At 36.3% G+C, this 16,655-nt stretch carries 15 protein-coding genes; 10 read left to right on the forward strand and 5 right to left on the reverse strand.

Annotated features, from left to right (window positions below):
* Positions 1 to 25 precede the first annotated feature (25 nt).
* The 3 genes from cbiB to BUB48_RS03700 are packed head-to-tail and all read left to right on the forward strand — an operon-like array spanning position 26 to position 3,473.
* Entirely contained in the window at positions 26 to 973 is a 948-nt protein-coding gene (gene cbiB / locus BUB48_RS03690) for an adenosylcobinamide-phosphate synthase CbiB (protein ID WP_073025008.1), read from the forward strand.
* Positions 974 to 976: 3 nt separating this feature from the next.
* Positions 977 to 2,038 carry a pyridoxal phosphate-dependent aminotransferase gene (locus BUB48_RS03695; RefSeq protein ID WP_073024686.1) on the forward strand — a complete coding sequence of 354 codons (1,062 nt, stop codon included), beginning with the start codon at positions 977 to 979 and terminating at the stop codon, positions 2,036 to 2,038.
* Between the two features lie 58 nt (positions 2,039 to 2,096).
* Complete coding sequence (locus tag BUB48_RS03700; RefSeq protein WP_073024688.1) at positions 2,097 to 3,473, forward strand: hypothetical protein; 1,377 nt, start codon at positions 2,097 to 2,099, stop codon at positions 3,471 to 3,473.
* 98 nt (positions 3,474 to 3,571) lie between these two features.
* On the opposite strand, the gene BUB48_RS03705 is transcribed toward BUB48_RS03700, so the two are convergent.
* A complete protein-coding gene (locus tag BUB48_RS03705) occupies positions 3,572 to 4,738 on the reverse strand; it encodes an MFS transporter (protein WP_073024690.1) in 1,167 nt (388 codons plus the stop codon).
* 235 nt (positions 4,739 to 4,973) lie between these two features.
* Here BUB48_RS03705 and pckA point away from each other — a divergent pair, with 235 nt between their 5' ends.
* Positions 4,974 to 6,551, forward strand: a complete 1,578-nt coding sequence (pckA, locus tag BUB48_RS03710; RefSeq protein ID WP_073025010.1) for a phosphoenolpyruvate carboxykinase (ATP) — start codon at positions 4,974 to 4,976, stop codon at positions 6,549 to 6,551.
* Between the two features lie 57 nt (positions 6,552 to 6,608).
* Here the strand turns inward: pckA and BUB48_RS03715 are convergent, their stop codons facing one another.
* Both BUB48_RS03715 and BUB48_RS03720 read right to left on the reverse strand, forming a co-directional pair.
* A complete protein-coding gene (locus BUB48_RS03715; RefSeq protein WP_073024692.1) occupies positions 6,609 to 7,718 on the reverse strand; it encodes a M20/M25/M40 family metallo-hydrolase in 1,110 nt (369 codons plus the stop codon).
* A gap of 155 nt (positions 7,719 to 7,873) precedes the next feature.
* On the reverse strand, positions 7,874 to 8,938 hold the full coding sequence (locus BUB48_RS03720) for a glycosyltransferase family 4 protein (protein ID WP_073024694.1): 1,065 nt from the start codon (positions 8,936 to 8,938) through the stop codon (positions 7,874 to 7,876).
* Positions 8,939 to 9,168: 230 nt separating this feature from the next.
* On the opposite strand from BUB48_RS03720, the gene BUB48_RS03725 reads away from it, so the two are divergent.
* From BUB48_RS03725 to BUB48_RS03735, 4 genes are all read left to right on the forward strand, one after another.
* Complete coding sequence (locus BUB48_RS03725) at positions 9,169 to 10,284, forward strand: YncE family protein (RefSeq protein ID WP_073024696.1); 1,116 nt, start codon at positions 9,169 to 9,171, stop codon at positions 10,282 to 10,284.
* A gap of 21 nt (positions 10,285 to 10,305) precedes the next feature.
* A complete protein-coding gene (locus BUB48_RS03730; protein ID WP_073024698.1) occupies positions 10,306 to 11,313 on the forward strand; it encodes a YheC/YheD family protein in 1,008 nt (335 codons plus the stop codon).
* A gap of 173 nt (positions 11,314 to 11,486) precedes the next feature.
* Positions 11,487 to 11,636, forward strand: a complete 150-nt coding sequence (locus BUB48_RS17955) for a hypothetical protein (protein ID WP_175548345.1) — start codon at positions 11,487 to 11,489, stop codon at positions 11,634 to 11,636.
* Between the two features lie 75 nt (positions 11,637 to 11,711).
* Positions 11,712 to 12,998, forward strand: coding sequence for a glycoside hydrolase family 18 protein (locus tag BUB48_RS03735; RefSeq protein ID WP_073024700.1), 1,287 nt, complete (start codon positions 11,712 to 11,714; stop codon positions 12,996 to 12,998).
* A 150-nt stretch (positions 12,999 to 13,148) separates the two neighbouring features.
* Here BUB48_RS03735 and BUB48_RS03740 read toward each other — a convergent pair whose 3' ends face one another.
* Positions 13,149 to 13,385 (reverse strand): ATP-binding protein, encoded by a 237-nt coding sequence (locus BUB48_RS03740; RefSeq protein ID WP_073024702.1) that lies wholly within the window; start codon positions 13,383 to 13,385, stop codon positions 13,149 to 13,151.
* A 12-nt stretch (positions 13,386 to 13,397) separates the two neighbouring features.
* Positions 13,398 to 13,550: a hypothetical protein gene (locus tag BUB48_RS17960; protein WP_175548346.1), complete on the reverse strand. Its 153-nt coding sequence runs from the start codon at positions 13,548 to 13,550 to the stop codon at positions 13,398 to 13,400.
* Between the two features lie 703 nt (positions 13,551 to 14,253).
* Between BUB48_RS17960 and BUB48_RS03745 the strand changes: the two genes are divergently transcribed.
* Both BUB48_RS03745 and BUB48_RS03750 read left to right on the forward strand, forming a co-directional pair.
* Complete coding sequence (locus BUB48_RS03745; RefSeq protein ID WP_073024704.1) at positions 14,254 to 16,179, forward strand: DUF1538 domain-containing protein; 1,926 nt, start codon at positions 14,254 to 14,256, stop codon at positions 16,177 to 16,179.
* A 20-nt stretch (positions 16,180 to 16,199) separates the two neighbouring features.
* A complete protein-coding gene (locus BUB48_RS03750) occupies positions 16,200 to 16,544 on the forward strand; it encodes a P-II family nitrogen regulator (protein WP_073024706.1) in 345 nt (114 codons plus the stop codon).
* Positions 16,545 to 16,655: the final 111 nt, after the last annotated feature.

Below are 16,655 nucleotides of genomic sequence, written 5' to 3' on the forward strand. Positions count from 1 at the left end.
TGGATTTTGGAGGCATAGATAGATGATTAAGATCTGGATTGCAAACATAATGGATCTGATCTTTGGTGATCCCTATAATATGCCTCATCCTGTAAGGGTTATTGGTTCATATATAAGTTGGTTTGAAAAGATAATAAGAAAGATATGTAGAAGCGACAGCGCTTTAAAAATAGCAGGAATTATCCTTACAATTTCAACTGTGGCAATAGGCTATGGAACAATATATTTTATATTGAAGTTTTCAATGAGAATTGGCCTATGGCTAAACTTTATGCTAAGCGTTATTTTTATGTATTATTGCATAGCAGGAAAGTGCCTTCAAAAGGAAGCATACAAAATAATGAGTGTGTTATTCCAGGATAACTTGCCTGAGGCGAGAAAGTTATTGTCCTATATAGTTGGAAGAGATACAGGTAGGCTCGATGAAGAGGGTATAGCCAGAGGGCTTATAGAAACAGTATCTGAAAACACAAGCGATGGCATCATAGCTCCTCTTTTTTATATGTTTATAGGAGGTCCGCCATTGGCAATGGCATATAAAGCCATAAATACACTGGATTCTATGGTGGGATACAAAAATGATAAGTATAAGGATTTTGGATGGGCTTCAGCGAAGCTTGATGATATTGCTAATTATATACCTGCTCGTCTTACAGCTATTTTTATGGTGGCAAGCGCATTTATTTTAGGTAAGGATTATAAAAATTCCTTTAGGATTGTTTTGAGGGACGGGAGAAAGCATTTAAGCCCCAACAGTGGTTATCCTGAGGCAGCAGTTGCGGGAGCTTTAGGAATAATGCTTGGAGGAGCTAATTATTATTTTGGTAAGCTTGTAGTTAAACCCACTATTGGTGATAAATCAAAGGTTATAGAGGCTAAGGATATAAAACATACGGTAAAGATTATGTATGTCAGTTGGCTTATGGCTTTAATACTCTTTTCAATCGCAGCTTACCTACTAAAGGGGATATAAAGTATGAGTTTTCATGGTGGTAATATATATGATTATAATAATATAATATATGATTTTAGTGCAAACATAAACCCGGCAGGTGTTCCTGAAAGCTTTAAAAAAGCTCTAAGGGATAACATGGATGTGTTTGCCAGATATCCTGACACTGAGTACAGAGCTTTGGTGAGGAGCATAAAAGATTACTTATCTTTGGATGATGATGCCTATGTGTTGCCAGGGAATGGGGCTGTTGATCTCATATATTCTATTTTAGACAGCATGGATTATAATAAGCTTTTTACAATGGGGCCTACCTTTTCTGAATATAGGAAAGCAGCTATAAAATATAATATCCGGTATGAGGAAGTTTTCTGCTATAATCATGATTTTTCTAAAATAGATATTGAATTATTTTTAAACATAGTTGAAGAAAGATCCATAATTATTTTATGCAACCCAAACAATCCCACAGGTTTTTTAATTGATATAGCAACCCTTGCTTACATAGCTGCTCAGTTAAATGAAAAGAACTCAATTTTGATAATTGATGAAGCATTCATTGAATTTACTGATGATTATCCGCATAGTTCATTTTTATCAAAGATGTATGATTTTGGAAATGTTGTTTTAATAAGGGCGGCCACAAAATTTTTTGGTATGCCGGGTATAAGGTTAGGTTATGCTATAACATGCAACAGGGCAATATGGGAAAGAATAAAAAAAATCCAACAGCCTTGGAGCGTCAATGCAGCAGCAGTTATTGCAGGTAGCTGTATTTTCGGAGATAAGGATTATATATCCAAATCCCATGAGTGGATAAAAGAGGAGAGATTATATCTGTACAATGAGTTATCTAATTTAAAAGGGCTAGAAGTTTATTCGTCAAAAGCAAACTTCCATCTTCTTAAGATAACTGAGAAAAGTATGGATGCTTATAAGTTAAGAAATGAGTTGGTGAAACATGGTATTTTAATAAGAACTCCTGATGGATTTTCTTATTTAACGTCTAATCATTTTCGACTTGCCGTGTTGGATAGAAAAGCCAACAGTTTTTTGTTATCTGTTCTGTATGAGGTTTTATTGTAGCAGTTGTATGAATCTCCGAATACTATGGTATTATCATAGTTTTCGGGGAGTGATGTAAATGTCCATAACTGCAGCACATTGGATTTATTGTATTATGGTTCTGGTCATATTGGGTTTCATGTTGGCTAGAAAAGAAACTATAATTCCGTGCATTGTAGGAGTTTTTCTAATTGGTTTAGTGGCGAAAGGTTCCATAAGTGGTGCCGCAAGAGCCATATTTGATTCATTTATTGTTGCCGGTATTGAATTGATCAGTGTTATAATGATTATTTCAGTTATTGTTGCTATGGCGAAACTGTTAGAGGAAATAGGTGCCAATTACTTAATGGCAGCTCCTATAGCAAAGATAATAAAAACTCCTGATGCAGCTTTTTTTACAATAGGTATAGTGATGTTGCTAGCATCATGGTTCTTCTGGCCTTCACCAGCTACAGCATTGATTGGTGCAGTTCTGCTGCCTGTTGCCATAAGAGTTGGCTTACCGGTTATAGGGTTTGCTGTAGCAATGAATATTTTTGGTCATGGTATTGGATTGTCAACAGATTTTATAATCCAGGGAGCCCCTACTATAACTGCAACATCTGGAGGGGTTCCGGTAGTTGATGTTATGTATGAAGGAATACCCCTTTATGTTGTTATGGCTGTTGTAACAGTGTCAACTTCATATATAATCCTTAAAAAAGATATAAAAACTGGAAACATTGTTAAACCACAAGTGGAAATGTATAGTGTGGAAAATACGATAAAACATCCTAAGATTGCAAAATGGGCTGCAATACTTGTACCTATATTGTTTTTGCTGGATATTGCTGCCATGTTTGCCTTTGATCTGGTGGGAGGAGATGCTACAGCTCTTGTAGGCGGCACTGCTGTCATTGTACTTTGTGTTTTGTGCGTATCCCTATATAAGAAGGAAGCTTTAGAGAAGATTGCAGAGTATATCAAAAAAGGTTTTGCTTTTGGAATGGAGATATTTGGGCCTATTTTACCTATTGCAGGCTTTTTTTATCTAGGAGAAGTAGGACCTTTTACAACTGTATTTGGAGATTTTCTTCCTGAAGGTTCAATGGGTATACTATCGGATATGGGACTTCTTCTTGCATCCAGCGTGGCTTTGAGTAAGCCTATTGCAGCTATTCTTGAAACTGCTGTAGGTGCAATAACAGGCCTTGATGGTTCTGGTTTTTCTGGCATGAATTTAGCCGGATCCATCGCAAAAGTGTTCGGTACAGCTATTAATGTCAACATAGCAAGGTTATGTGCGCTGGGACAGATAGCAGCCATTTGGACTGGAGGTGGCACAATCATACCATGGGCTGTTATTCCGGTTGCGGCAATAACAGGAATAAAACCTGCGGATATTGCAAGAAAAAATCTGTTGCCTGTTATTATAGGATTTGTGGTGACAACCATAGTAGCAATATTTATATTATAATGCATAGGAAAGCATATATTTCTTAAATTTATACTTTCCATTGAATGTACTTCAAGAAAGGCTTCCTTGTTTTTAAATGATAATATATGAAGCCTTTCTTATAATGAGGAAGGGCTACTTCCTCTTTTTTTCTTTAATGTCAAGGCAATCAATAAAGCAGTGAAGCATATGACAGACATAATTTGGTACAGAGTGAATATGCCGAATCTTTCTATGATAATTCCTCCACCCATGTTTCCTATAAGAGCTCCAGCTCCAAAAATTAAAGCTGACATTAATGCTATGCTGAAAGATCTAGCTTCAGATGGTATTATGCTAGACATGTAATCTAAGGCTCCTGCCATAAAAAGCGGGAAGGTAAAGCCTTGGAGAAACTGAATAGCTATTATAAAAGAAACATTATTCCAAAGGGTGCATAAGAAAAAACGCAATGAGAATATCAACAGTGATAATAAATAGGTATTTATAGAACCGATTTTGTTAATAATCTTGCTTGATATAAAGAAAATCGGTATCTCGGACATTGCTATTACAAACCATAGTAATCCAAGATTCTGTGTATTTCCTCCTGTTTCCTGCAGCAGGACACCAACATAACTGCTGTTTGCACCATATGAAATGCTTGCTATTGTTACAGAAAGTAAGAACACTAACAGACTTATGTTTCTTAATACTTGCAAAGGTTGGGCTTTGCTTTTTTCTTCTCTGGGAGTTTCATCTTTAAAATTCAATCTGCATAAAGAAAATACTGCAAATATGCTAAAAATTGAGTATAAATAAAAGGCTATGTTGATAGATGTTCTTGCGATGATAATACCCAATAAAAATGAGGATATGGCATAACCTGCAGAGCCCATCAAACGGACTTTTCCAAACTTTATATTATTGTACTTATATATAATCTTATAGCATAAGGAATCCATAAGAGAAGATATACAGCTTTGAAAAGCTACGAAAACTACGGTTGATAGTATGATAAATCTATATTCATAAGACTGAACAAGAAGTACAATAGCAATTGCGCTGGCGATAATAGAAATATATAATGACTTCTTAATGTTTAAATATTTATCTGTTATATAGCCCCACACAGGTTGACATAAGACATTAACTAAAGAGTTTAAGGCAAAAACAAATCCCATCTGAACATAAGAAAGCTTACGATCTTGCAAATATAATAATAAAAATGGGCTGTAACAAGCTAAACACCAATAGGCAGAAAAATATAAGCATGATAGTTTTATGTAAATAGAATTATTTTTCAATTATTATCACCTCATTAAGTCATGAAATAATTATAACAGATGAATTTCATAAGATAAATATAAAATCTGCTAAAATTGGTATTTTAATCATTAGATATATTTTTCAACCCTGATAATTATATAAATATTATTAAAAAGTATAGCACAAATATTTAATTATGATATAATATATAAGGTGAAAATACAAATATTAGCTTTTTAGGGGGTAAAAAACTTGAACAGGCTATATGCTTCTATGGATGGAGTAGAAATTCAGTGTAGCAAGATACATTATAATTTGCCTATAAAACAATTGATTGATGTTGCAGTTGAAAAAGAAGGCTGTGTTATTGCCAGCAATGGAGCTTTATGTGTAAACACAGGGAAATACACAGGAAGGTCACCTGAGGATAGATTTATTGTGGACACACCATCTGTTCATGAACATGTAAATTGGAACAAAGGCAATATACCCATGACAAAAGAGAATTTTGACAAACTGTTTTCAAAGGTTTTAGATTATATAAAATCAAAAGAAGTATTTTTATTCGATGGTTTTGTGGGGGCAGACAAGGAATATAGGATGCCCATAAGAGTCATAAATGAATTTGCATTTCAGAATTTATTCTCTCAACAAATGTTTATTAAACCGAAGAAAGAAGAACTGGAAAACTTTCAACCAGAATTTACTGTTTTTGCAGTTCCTGGGCTGCAGGCGGATCCAGCAGTAGATGGAACCAGGTCTGAAGTTTTTATTGTACTTAATTTTGAGAAGAAGGTAGTACTCATAGGAGGTACAAAATATTGCGGTGAAATAAAGAAATCTATTTTTACGGTAATGAATTATCTTCTTCCATTCAAAGGTGTTTTACCTATGCACTGCTCTGCAAATATGGGCAAAAACGGTGATGTAACCTTGTTTTTCGGATTGTCTGGAACAGGAAAAACCACATTATCTGCTGATGACGATAGAAAGCTCATAGGCGATGATGAACATGGCTGGACAGATAAAGGGGTTTTTAATTTTGAGGGAGGATGTTATGCAAAATGCATAAAACTATCTAAAGAAAATGAACCTCAAATATGGGGAGCAATCAGAGAAGGAGCATTGCTGGAAAATGTGGTAATCCATGAAGTTACTGGAGAGCCGGATTATGATGATGACAGGTACACAGAGAATACCAGAGCTGCATTCCCTGTTGAGCATATAGACAATGCAGTACTTGAGGGTATGGGTGGCATACCAAAGACTATAATATTTTTGACCGCTGATGCCACGGGAGTTCTTCCACCTATATCAAGGCTAACAAAGGAGCAGGCCATGTATCACTTTATGTCCGGTTATACCAGCAAGCTGGCAGGAACGGAAAGGGGAATAGTAGATCCTAAGGCTACATTCTCAGCTTGCTTTGGAGCTCCATTTATGCTTCACAGGCCTCAGGTTTATGCTCAGTTATTAGGAGAGAAAATTGATAAATATAATGTAAAAGTGTTCCTTGTTAATACAGGTTGGGCAAGCGGTTCTTATGGAATAGGAAGCAGAATGAAGCTAAAATATACAAGAGCCATGGTAAGGGCTGCTATAAACGGTGATTTAGATAATGTAGAGTATATTACTGACCCCATATTCCATCTTGCAATACCTAAGGAATGTCCTAATGTACCAAATTTAGTTTTAAATCCGCCAAACACATGGTATAGTATTGACGAATACTACAGAAAGGCTAACAGTTTGGCAGAAAGCTTTAGAAGCAATTTCAGACAGTTTAAGGATGTTCCGGAAAGCATACTAATCGGTGAACCAGAAAAGATGCTGGAAGAGTATATAATATAACAAAGGAATAATATAAAAGGGATGAGTATGATGGAGAGTCGTACCCATCCCTTTATTCTACTTAATTTCCTGTATAAGTTTTTCAATGAGCAATGCGGTTTTTTCAAGACTGTCTATGGTTATGAATTCTTCAGTGCTGTGAGAGTTGGTCATTCCTATTCCAAGAGTGACTGCCTTTATGCCTGACTTGTTTAATATGTTTGTATCACTACCTCCACCTGTTGATTTAGGTTTATAGTCTATACCTGCATTTTTCATAGCGGACTCAACAATTTTCAATATTGGGTCATCCAAATCTATTGAAAAGGCATCATAGCAATCTTGAATATCTATATCAAGTTTAGCGTTTTCTGTGTTGCATGCATCTTCAAGACATTTGATCATATGCTTGACCTGATTATTCAGTTTCTGAACATCGAGGCTTCTTGCTTCTGCTTCCATTTCTACTAAATCACATACAATATTGGTTGAATGACCTCCTCTGATTATTCCTACATTAGCTGTTGTTTCTTTATCTATACGACCTAACTTCATATTGCTTATGGCTTTTGCTGCTATTGCTATAGCATCTATACCTTTTTCGGGATTGAGGCCTGCATGGGCAGCCTTACCTTTTATATAGGCATTTATCAGCTTCTGTGAAGGTCCCTGTATAATAACAGTTCCAACTTCGCCGCTGCTGTCGAATACAAAGGCATGCTTAGATTGAAGCCTTGAATGATCCAGATATTTTGCCCCCAAGAGGCCGATTTCTTCACATATGGTGAATACTACTTCAATGGGACCATGGGGAATATTGCTTTCTTTTATATACGTAACAGCTTCTAATATTGTTGCAATACCTGCCTTGTCATCTGCTCCAAGTATGGTGCTTCCATCGCTTCTTATGACACCATCTGTTACTTGAGGTTTAATGTTGAGACCAGGATTAACTGTATCCATGTGGGCAGAAAGCATAATGGGAGGTACATTTTTAGTGCCTTTCAGCTTGGCTATTAGATTTCCAGAGTTGGAACCTGCCTTTTTGTCAGCATCATCTATGTATGTTTCAAATCCTAACTTTTCAAGTCTGCCTTTCAGTTCAAGGGCTATGTATTTTTCATCTTTGCTTACGCTATTGATTTTTATAAGATCCAAAAATGTGTTTATCAATCTTTCTGAATTCACAGAAGTCCCTCCTAGTTTTATATTCTAACTTAATTTATTATTGATTATTTCTATTTATGCTATGTATTTCCTCCATAAATATAGCAGGGTCTGTTGCATAATCAGGATTTTGCAACAGACCCTTAAGATATTATTGATAAGTTAATGTGATATCATTATCTTTGCTTTCGGGAATGTATTTCAAGAGCTCTTTGATATACGTTATAAGTTTCTTTTGCCATTGTTCTTGCATCAAAATGCATTTCTGCTATTCTTCTTGCAGTTTTTTTTGCTTTTGAAAGTTCTTCACGGTTTCTATGGAAAAATAGTATATCTTTCATAATCAGTGAAACATCATGTTCGGCATATCCATGTTTTAATGAACCGCTAAGCTGAGGCATTTTACCTTCTTCAAACCAATCTTCTCTGACTATGCCTCCATATCCTTGACCAACTAAAATTCCAACATTTCCACAGGCCATAGCTTCCCTCAAAGCTCGGCCACGAGCAAAAACAATATGGCTGCGACAAAGGTAAGGTAATGGATCATGTACCCAACTGTAGTTTTTCAAACCACCAACATCTGCGCCTACAGCATGCCCAATAATCTTTGCATCTACATTTATTCCCTTTTTTTTCAGTATTCGAACTGCTCTGGTAAGGTATTGGGCACCCTGTGATGCTTCACCATTAGTTCTGCCCATCCAGATAATTCGCAAGGGTCCTTTGACACTAATGTTATCCAATGGCTTATAGTGTTCTAGATCAATACCATTGAAGATAATCTGGATCTTATCCTGATAGTCACTGCCTGCTGACTTTGCAACCTCGGGTCCAATTGCAATAATACAGGCTGCTTTTCTCATTGAGATTGGATGAAGCTTACTCCAATTTAACGAACTATGGAGGGTTATAACAAATGGTATATCAAATTTATCCGATACTTTCATTGCTGCAGAAAAAACCAAGGGAGAATGGGCATGTACCAGAGATATATTCATATCACTGATTTTATCCAACAAATCATCATCAGATTCATAAAAAAAATGCTCTATTCCTTTTAGAGACTTCATCATAGCCTGTAGATCCGCATCAGTTAATTTAAACTTATTTATGGTTCTTTCATTATGAATAAAACCTATAACAGCTTCTACACCAAGTCTTTGAAGATATATGGCCAGTTCACGGACATGGGTGTATACACCACATTTCGCAATGATGGACAACAGTAAAACTTTCATGTATGTCACCTCTCTTGATAATATTAATATGCGGAAATACATGCTATGGGACCAGTAACTCTTATCAAAATGAAAACATATTGTATTTTAAATTATTTTACTAGAGGTTGCATATATGACAGAAAGCCAGTAACTCTTGTCTTATTAGAGACATAATCTATTATAGAGAAAGTGATGATAAAAGCATACATAGGTTAGGATATTGAAATATCATTAAGGAGATGTATGTTATGGGTGTGTCAGGATGTTTATGTGCAGAGTTGTTAGCAGGAATTGATGAAGGCAGCGCAATTGAGATAAAGACTTCATGTGATACTTTTGTAGGCAACTTGGTAGGAAATATAACAGGAAATGTAGTTCAACTGATAAAGGCGGATAATACGATAATTAACATCTGCTGTAAAGATATATGTTCTATCAGAAAACTGCCAATTTTGCCATTAGCCTATGTTGCTATTTTTGATGGTAGTAACGGAAATACTGTTGATGTAATCAATACTAATACTGATACAGTTATAAAAACCATTACTGTAGGAAGAGGACCAACAAGAGTGGCAGTTACTCCTGATGGGTCTAAAGCTTATGTGGTTAATAACATAGATCGTACTGTGTCAGTTATAGATACCTTAAGCAATAGTGTTATATCGGTGATACCAGTAGGTGACAACCCTCAAGGAATAGCTATCACCCCTGATAATACAAAAGCTTATGTAGCTAATCATGTTAGCAATACACTTTCGATTATAAATGTAGCTGATGACATAGTAACAGGTACAATCAGTATGGATTCCCCCTTTGATATAGCCATCACACCAGATGGTACAAGAGGGTATGTGGTTAACTTAGATAATAATAGTGTTACTGTTATAGATATATCAATAGATTCAATAATTGATACCATAACCTCTGTCGATGGAATAGGTGACAACCCAAGTGCAATAGCTATTATGCCAGACGGTACTAAAGCTTATGTGATCAATTCGGGCAGTGATAATGTATCTGTCATTGACTTAGCAACCAATACGGTTATCGATACTATTATGGTAGGGGATTTGCCTCGTGCAGTAGCCATCACACCCGATGGAACGAAAGCATATGTATCAAACGGATTTAGTAATAGTATATCTGTTATTGACACAGCAACCGATACGGTAGTTATTACAATTATGCTAGGGGATCCGCCTGATCCATTGGCAATAACACCCGATGGAGCCAAAGTATATGTGTCTTTGCAATCCACTACAAATGTTGCCATAATTGGGGTTATAGACAATTTATTACATGGTACCATAACAGTTGGAAATGAACCTATTGGTATAGCTATGGGTTTTGTGGCTGTGTCATAAAAAAATAGGTGGAACTTTGAAATGAAGAAGTATTTAGTAGGATTATTATGCAATAATTTAGCACCTATTAATTATTATAATTTAGCCGAAGATTTATCCATTGAACTTATTAAGTTCACAAGAAGTGGAATAGACTGGGAAAAACAAGAGATTAAAGGAATAATGTTCAATAGTGGTAAATGGGAGGAAAAAGTAACAAGATTCCCTGATTCTATATATAATCGTTGCTATACAAGTTCCACTGTAACTACTGATAAGTTAGAAAAAGTAATTGGTAGTGGAAAGGTTTTTAATAGCTTTACTAGATTTGATAAGTATAAAGTCTATTCAATTCTAAAAGAAAGTGGCTTAGAAGATTTAATGCTCCCTACATATCAATATACCAGGGAGCATTTGTTGAGTATGCTTCATGAGGAAGGAACTGTGCTGATGAAACCAGTAAAAGGTGCTATGGGACATAAAATACTCAGGTTTACCTTTCAGAGCAATGAATATAAAGTTTATATTCAAACATTTTATTCTGTTAAAATTATTAAAAGTGCTGATGATTTAATCATATTTATAGATAAACAATGCACCCCAGAAAAATATATAATTCAGCCTTTTATCTCATTTGCTTCAATAGATGGGCATGTATTCGATATGCGAATGCTTGTACAGAAGAATAAAAAGGGAGTCTGGAATATTACAGCAGATATGAGCAGAGTAGCCTATAGAAATTTCTTTATAACCAATCTAACCTATGATGTTCTAAGAATTCATGAAGTTTTTGAGAATGCTGGCTTTGATAAAACTATTTTACTTGAATTAAGAGATATTAGCATACGAGTAGCTGAAATTCTTGAAGAAAAATTATGCTTTTTAGGTGAAATCAGTGTGGATTTTGGAATCGAATCCAATGGCAAGTTGCGGATTATCGAAGTGAATGGCAAGCCTGAAAAGACGGTGTTTGGCCGAATAAGTGATGAAGCATTGCAGAAGGTGTTTATAACACCTTTGGAATACGCTGCCTATCTGGCAGAAAACTAGTAATACTTGTCTCATTACCAGTGTATATGTTCTAAAAGAATATTGAAAATTAGCAGAAGTTCATTGATGATTTTATGTCATACGGAGTTGAATTATGGGTTGTGGAACACAATATCATTTATCGGACAAAGAGGCTATAGTAGTGTAGCAATTATTTCAGACGGTACTGAATTATGGCGCTAAAGTATATGTGTCAATACAGTACAAATGTAACCTTAGTTGATGTTGTAGATGATTCAGCACGTGGTGCTGTAACAGTTGGTTCAGATCCAACTGGTATAGCTATTGGCATGGTGCCTGTTATAGAGATAATTGACTATTAATCCTTTAACAGTTTTTCGTATGATGAATATTATGATAATAAGGTCCACCAAGAATTATTGTTAGGGGATGTTAAAATGACTGTTTATGTGGTTAAAAGAGGAGATACTCTATGGTCCATTGCCAGGCAATTTGGAGTATCGATAAATGCGATAGTTGAAACCAATGGCATTGAAGACTTGTCTCATTTGGTGGTTGGTCAGTCATTAGTTATACCTAAAGAGGCACGAAACTACATCATCAGGCCAAGAGATTCCCTGTGGAGTGTAGCAAGAAGGTTTGGGACCACCGTTGAAAGGCTTGCCGAGTATAACAGAATATCAAATCCGGCCTTGATTTACCCGGGATTGGAAATTAGGATACCAAGCGAAAATAAGAACTATGGATATATGGAAATCAATGCATATGTAGAGCTTGAGGCAGGAGCAGCAGCTGTAGGATATGTAGAAGAAGTAGCACCGTATTTGACATATATAAGTTCCTTTAGTTATCAGGTTAATGAAGACGGCACATTAAACAATATAAATGATGAGGCCATGATTCAAACAGCAAGGAACAATAATATAGCATCGTTGATGATAATAACCAATTTAAGAAACGGTAATTTTGACACCCAGCTTGCCCATATAATTCTTAGTAATGAAACTATACAGCAAAATTTAATAAATAATGTGTTGGCTATAATGAGAAATAAGGAATATTATGGGTTAAACATAGATTTTGAAAGAGTAGCCCCAGCTGATAGACAGCTCTATAACAGCTTTTTACGAAGAATTACAGACCAGCTTCATAACAGTAATTTCATTGCATCTACAGCTCTAGTGCCCCAAAATACAGACGTTACAGCGGGTGCCTGGCATGGTGCCCATGATTATAGAGCCCATGGAGAGATAGTAGACTTTGTAATATTGATGACCTATGAATGGGGATGGTCGGGAGGACCGCCTATGGCAGTAGCACCAATAAATGAAGTTAGAAAAGTTTTAAATTATGCTGCTTCAGTAATACCAAGGAATAAGATTTTAATGGGAACACCACTGTATGGATATGATTGGTCACTGCCTTACACACCCGGAGGAGAATGGGCGAGAAGAATAAGCCCCGATGAAGCTGTAAGGTTGGCTGCTAATGTTGGTGCAGAAATTCAATTTGATGAAACTGCCAAATCACCTTATTTTAATTATAGAGATGAAAATGGTGTAGAACATGTTGTATGGTTTGAGGATGCAAGAAGTATGAAAGCCAAAAATGAAATGGCAGCAAATATGGGACTTAGAGGCATAAGTTATTGGGTGTTAGGAGAATCCTTCATACAAAACTGGGCTTTGCTTGATAATATGTTTAATATAGTTAAGGTAATATAGTTGTCAGTGCCATATAATAAATAGTAAGAAATGCATATGAATAGATTGGCAGAATAAAAGCATAAGCTTCTCTAAAGTGGTAGTTCTAAACTGAAAAAGACAAAAAAATCGTCAGAGGCCAAAGTTTGTGGGAGTGATGAAAATCTACGATTAAATTAGAGTATCTGCACTCCCTTTTAATATAGTCAAAAGTAAAGTAAGCGACATATCAGTATGAGTGGGTTTCTGAAATATGATTTTTACTTCCTTATCCATGTCAATGCCTTTGTCGCATATAGATACTTCAGCATGACTTCCGTTGGATTTGGATGTCATTTCAATGTCGGTACTTTCCGGACTGAATTTTATTGCATTCTCTATTAGATTTACCCATACATGGCTCATCATTTTTTACTTGCATTAATCTGAATAGTTCAAAGATTGATTTACAACTCCAGACGCTTTTTCTATCTGGGGATTTAAGAGAAGGATTGCCTTGCGGATCTGCTCATCTAAAAAGAAGGCAGACTTATCAAGAAGCATATCTGTGTTTTCCACATTTGATAAAAGCATTATGTTGCTGAACATCCTCGTCAAGCGTTCAGTTTATTCAATGATGATATCTGAGTATTCTTCTCATTGCTTTTCTGTAAGCGTACTTTTCTTAAGTTGTCTTGCAAAACCTCTGATAGATACAATGGACGTTTTGAACTCCTGTGAAATATTGCTTATGAAGTCGCTGCGGAGTTTTTCAATGCCCCCAAGTTCTGTTGTCATCTCATTAAAGCTGATGGTCAATCGGTTTATTTTACGGGAATCTTTGAACTGGAACCTTTATATTAAAATTCCCTAAAGGAACCTCATAGCATGAATTAAAAGTGAGAGAAATCCAGATGAATCCATTCGGAGCTTAAGGGAGGGGGTTCTATGTATTATTATTTTACTATTCATGCTTGTTCTGACACCGTTGTTATTTGGTATGTGGGTACAACATAAGGTTACAGCTACATATAATAAATGTAGCTGAATTTTGATGGAAATAAACCTGATTATTACCAATAATTTTTACATGATCATTGCTATAAGGCACAGAGATAGCTGTTGATAAATAACATTTTGCAATAACATGGGAAAGTACTAAGTTCTTCTAATCATCATATAAGTCATGTTCTCTGTTGTTGTGCACATTGTTAGTTAAGTATCTGTGAAATCCTAAAGTTCGAGTTAATAGGGCTGTATTCTAGGTTTAGAATTTGGTGAAATTTCAGGAGGTAAAATGAAAACGATTAGAGTATTAAAAGAAACATTTTTATCAACCATTCCACTTGCTGTTATGATAATAGTTGTATGTGGGTTTATAGCACCCATGGAAAGTGCATTAGACTATTTTAAACTGGTTGTTGGTTACGTCAGCGTGATTTTAGGGCAAACGCTTTTTCTATTAGGTCTGGATATCAGTATTCTTCATATCGGCAAGTTAGTGGGAAAATCGCTTATAAAACTAAGAAAACCAGCATATATAATATTTTTAGGTTTCTTGTTCGGTCTTATTGCTACAGTTGCAGAACCGGCTCTGGCTGTTCTGGCTCGACAAGCAAACATGATCATGCCTGTCATTAACAGTAATGTGTTGATTTTGGTTTTTTCTGCCGGCATTGGTATGTTTTCCGGCTTTGCGTTGCTCCGTATAATGAAAGATATAAATATTAAAGCTGTGTTTACCCTATTGTATATTCTTCTGTTTCTGACCATTATATTCGTTCCTGTAGAATTTGTCGCCTTGGCTTTCGATGGAAGTGGTGCTACCACTGGCGATGTATCTGTGCCATTCATCTTGTCTCTTGGTATGGGTGTTTCCTCCACCATGTCAAAACGAAAGACAAATGATGACGCCTTTGGTATCATCGGAATAGCATCGGTAGGTCCCATTTTAGCGGCGTTTATCTATGGTATCATTCTCAGGGCATTAAACGGAGGTAATCTTCCTCCAGCAGGCATGTATGATCCGGGTGCGGCTGAAAGCTTTGCTAAAATAATTATATCCAATCTTGGTGAAGTAGCTCTGGCACTGCTCCCAGTACTTATCTTTTTCCTCCCGTTCCAAATTTTCTTGGTGAAGCTGCCCAAAATGGAGTTCATTAAGATTATGCTTGGGTCTGTTATTGTCTATATCGGTCTGATTATTTTTCTGTCAGGCATTGATTTTGGATTTGCTTTTGCAGGAAAGTATATAGGAGGGATATTTCTTGATATGAATCGTCCTGGATGGTTTAAATGGTTGCTGCTTTTGATCGGTTTTGTGCTCGGTGCAGCCATCACGCTGTCGGAGCCGGCAGTTACTGTATTGGCAGATCAACTAGAAGAAATAACTAACGGCCATATTAAGAAGATGACCATACGTACAACACTGGCGATTGGTATTGGGTTTGCCTCACTGTTGGCACTTATAAAAATTCTGACGCAAATAAACATCCTTTGTTTCCTGGTACCGCTGTATGCACTTGCTATCATCATGATGAAATTCACTTCTCCATTGTTTGTAGGTTTAGCTTTTGATTCTGGTGGGGTTACGGGCGGTGCACTTACTTCTGCGTTTCTCACACCGCTCACATTGGGGGTAGCTCAGGGAGTTGGTGCAATGGTCGGTATAAATGCACAATCTATATTGACCAGCGGTTTCGGAGTTATTGGATTTATATCAGTTACGCCTTTGATTGCAATACAGGCATTGGGAATTGCATATGAACTACGTCAGAAAAGGTATCAAAAACTTGCTGAAGAAGATGAGTTTATGGATCTTAAACCGCTGTTTCAAGAAGAGAATGTACCTGAGCACATATATGTTGGAGAAATGGCACAATTAAGTATAAGCATAAGCAGTTCAACAACAAAAAAGAAGTCAATAGGAATCGCCTTTTGGGTAATAATCGCTGGACGTAAAACAAAGGATGCTCTGTTGTCAGCCCTTTTGGAAAAGAATGCACATCTAGCCAATATAATATATGGCAGAGGCACTGCTGAGGCTAGTTATCTGCAAAATGTCCTTGGATTAGTTCCGGAGGAACAAAAGACGATGATATTGTGTTTGCTACCTGACAATAAATCTGATGAGGTAAAGGAAATGCTAGAAGAAAACTTTCATTTTGACCAACCCAACACCGGTATCGCATTTACCATACCTATCGAGCATTTGTCGTTTTAGTGAAGGGAGGATGATAAATCATGGAAAACGGCAGTAAAATGAAGGCCCTTTTTATTATTATAAATGCCGGATATGCAAATGAGGTTGTGAGTTTGCTGCGTGAGGCAGGTGCTAAAGGGGCAACCATTTTAAATTCCCGTGGAGAAGGAGTGCAACATGAGTATTTTATGGGCATTACAGTAGATTCCGAAAAAGAATTGATTGTTTGTGTAGTGGAGGAAACTACTGCGGAAAAGGCTATGATAATGATGAAAGAAAGGAAGGGCGTGCAACCCCATGTCCGAAGCGTTTGCTTTACCATGCCTATTGATACAGTAGTCGGTCTCAATATGCCTTTTCTGAATCCGGCAGATGATAAAGAATAAAATGAATTTTTGAGGACTTAAAATATGTAATTACTACTTAACATCTGAAATACTCAATGCCTGAACAAAAGGATTTTCTAGCTTTTTGTCGAATATAGTGGAAAGTGATGG

Source organism: Lutispora thermophila DSM 19022 (assembly GCF_900142105.1).
GTDB classification, from domain to species: domain Bacteria; phylum Bacillota; class Clostridia; order Lutisporales; family Lutisporaceae; genus Lutispora; species Lutispora thermophila.

Excerpts from the sequence above, each read along its gene's own strand:
- BUB48_RS03725 (WP_073024696.1), top strand. The coding sequence starts at position 9,169 with ATGGGTGTGTCAGGATGTTTATGTGCAGAGTTGTTAGCAGGAATTGAT.
- pckA (WP_073025010.1), top strand. The coding sequence starts at position 4,974 with ATGGATGGAGTAGAAATTCAGTGTAGCAAGATACATTATAATTTGCCT.
- BUB48_RS03695 (WP_073024686.1), top strand. The coding sequence starts at position 977 with ATGAGTTTTCATGGTGGTAATATATATGATTATAATAATATAATATAT.
- BUB48_RS03750 (WP_073024706.1), top strand. The coding sequence starts at position 16,200 with ATGGAAAACGGCAGTAAAATGAAGGCCCTTTTTATTATTATAAATGCC.
- BUB48_RS03745 (WP_073024704.1), top strand. The coding sequence starts at position 14,254 with ATGAAAACGATTAGAGTATTAAAAGAAACATTTTTATCAACCATTCCA.
- BUB48_RS17960 (WP_175548346.1), bottom strand. The coding sequence starts at position 13,550 with ATGCTTTTATCAAATGTGGAAAACACAGATATGCTTCTTGATAAGTCT.
- BUB48_RS17955 (WP_175548345.1), top strand. The coding sequence starts at position 11,487 with ATGGCGCTAAAGTATATGTGTCAATACAGTACAAATGTAACCTTAGTT.
- BUB48_RS03740 (WP_073024702.1), bottom strand. The coding sequence starts at position 13,385 with ATGATGAGCCATGTATGGGTAAATCTAATAGAGAATGCAATAAAATTC.
- BUB48_RS03735 (WP_073024700.1), top strand. The coding sequence starts at position 11,712 with ATGACTGTTTATGTGGTTAAAAGAGGAGATACTCTATGGTCCATTGCC.
- BUB48_RS03720 (WP_073024694.1), bottom strand. The coding sequence starts at position 8,938 with ATGAAAGTTTTACTGTTGTCCATCATTGCGAAATGTGGTGTATACACC.
- BUB48_RS03730 (WP_073024698.1), top strand. The coding sequence starts at position 10,306 with ATGAAGAAGTATTTAGTAGGATTATTATGCAATAATTTAGCACCTATT.
- BUB48_RS03700 (WP_073024688.1), top strand. The coding sequence starts at position 2,097 with ATGTCCATAACTGCAGCACATTGGATTTATTGTATTATGGTTCTGGTC.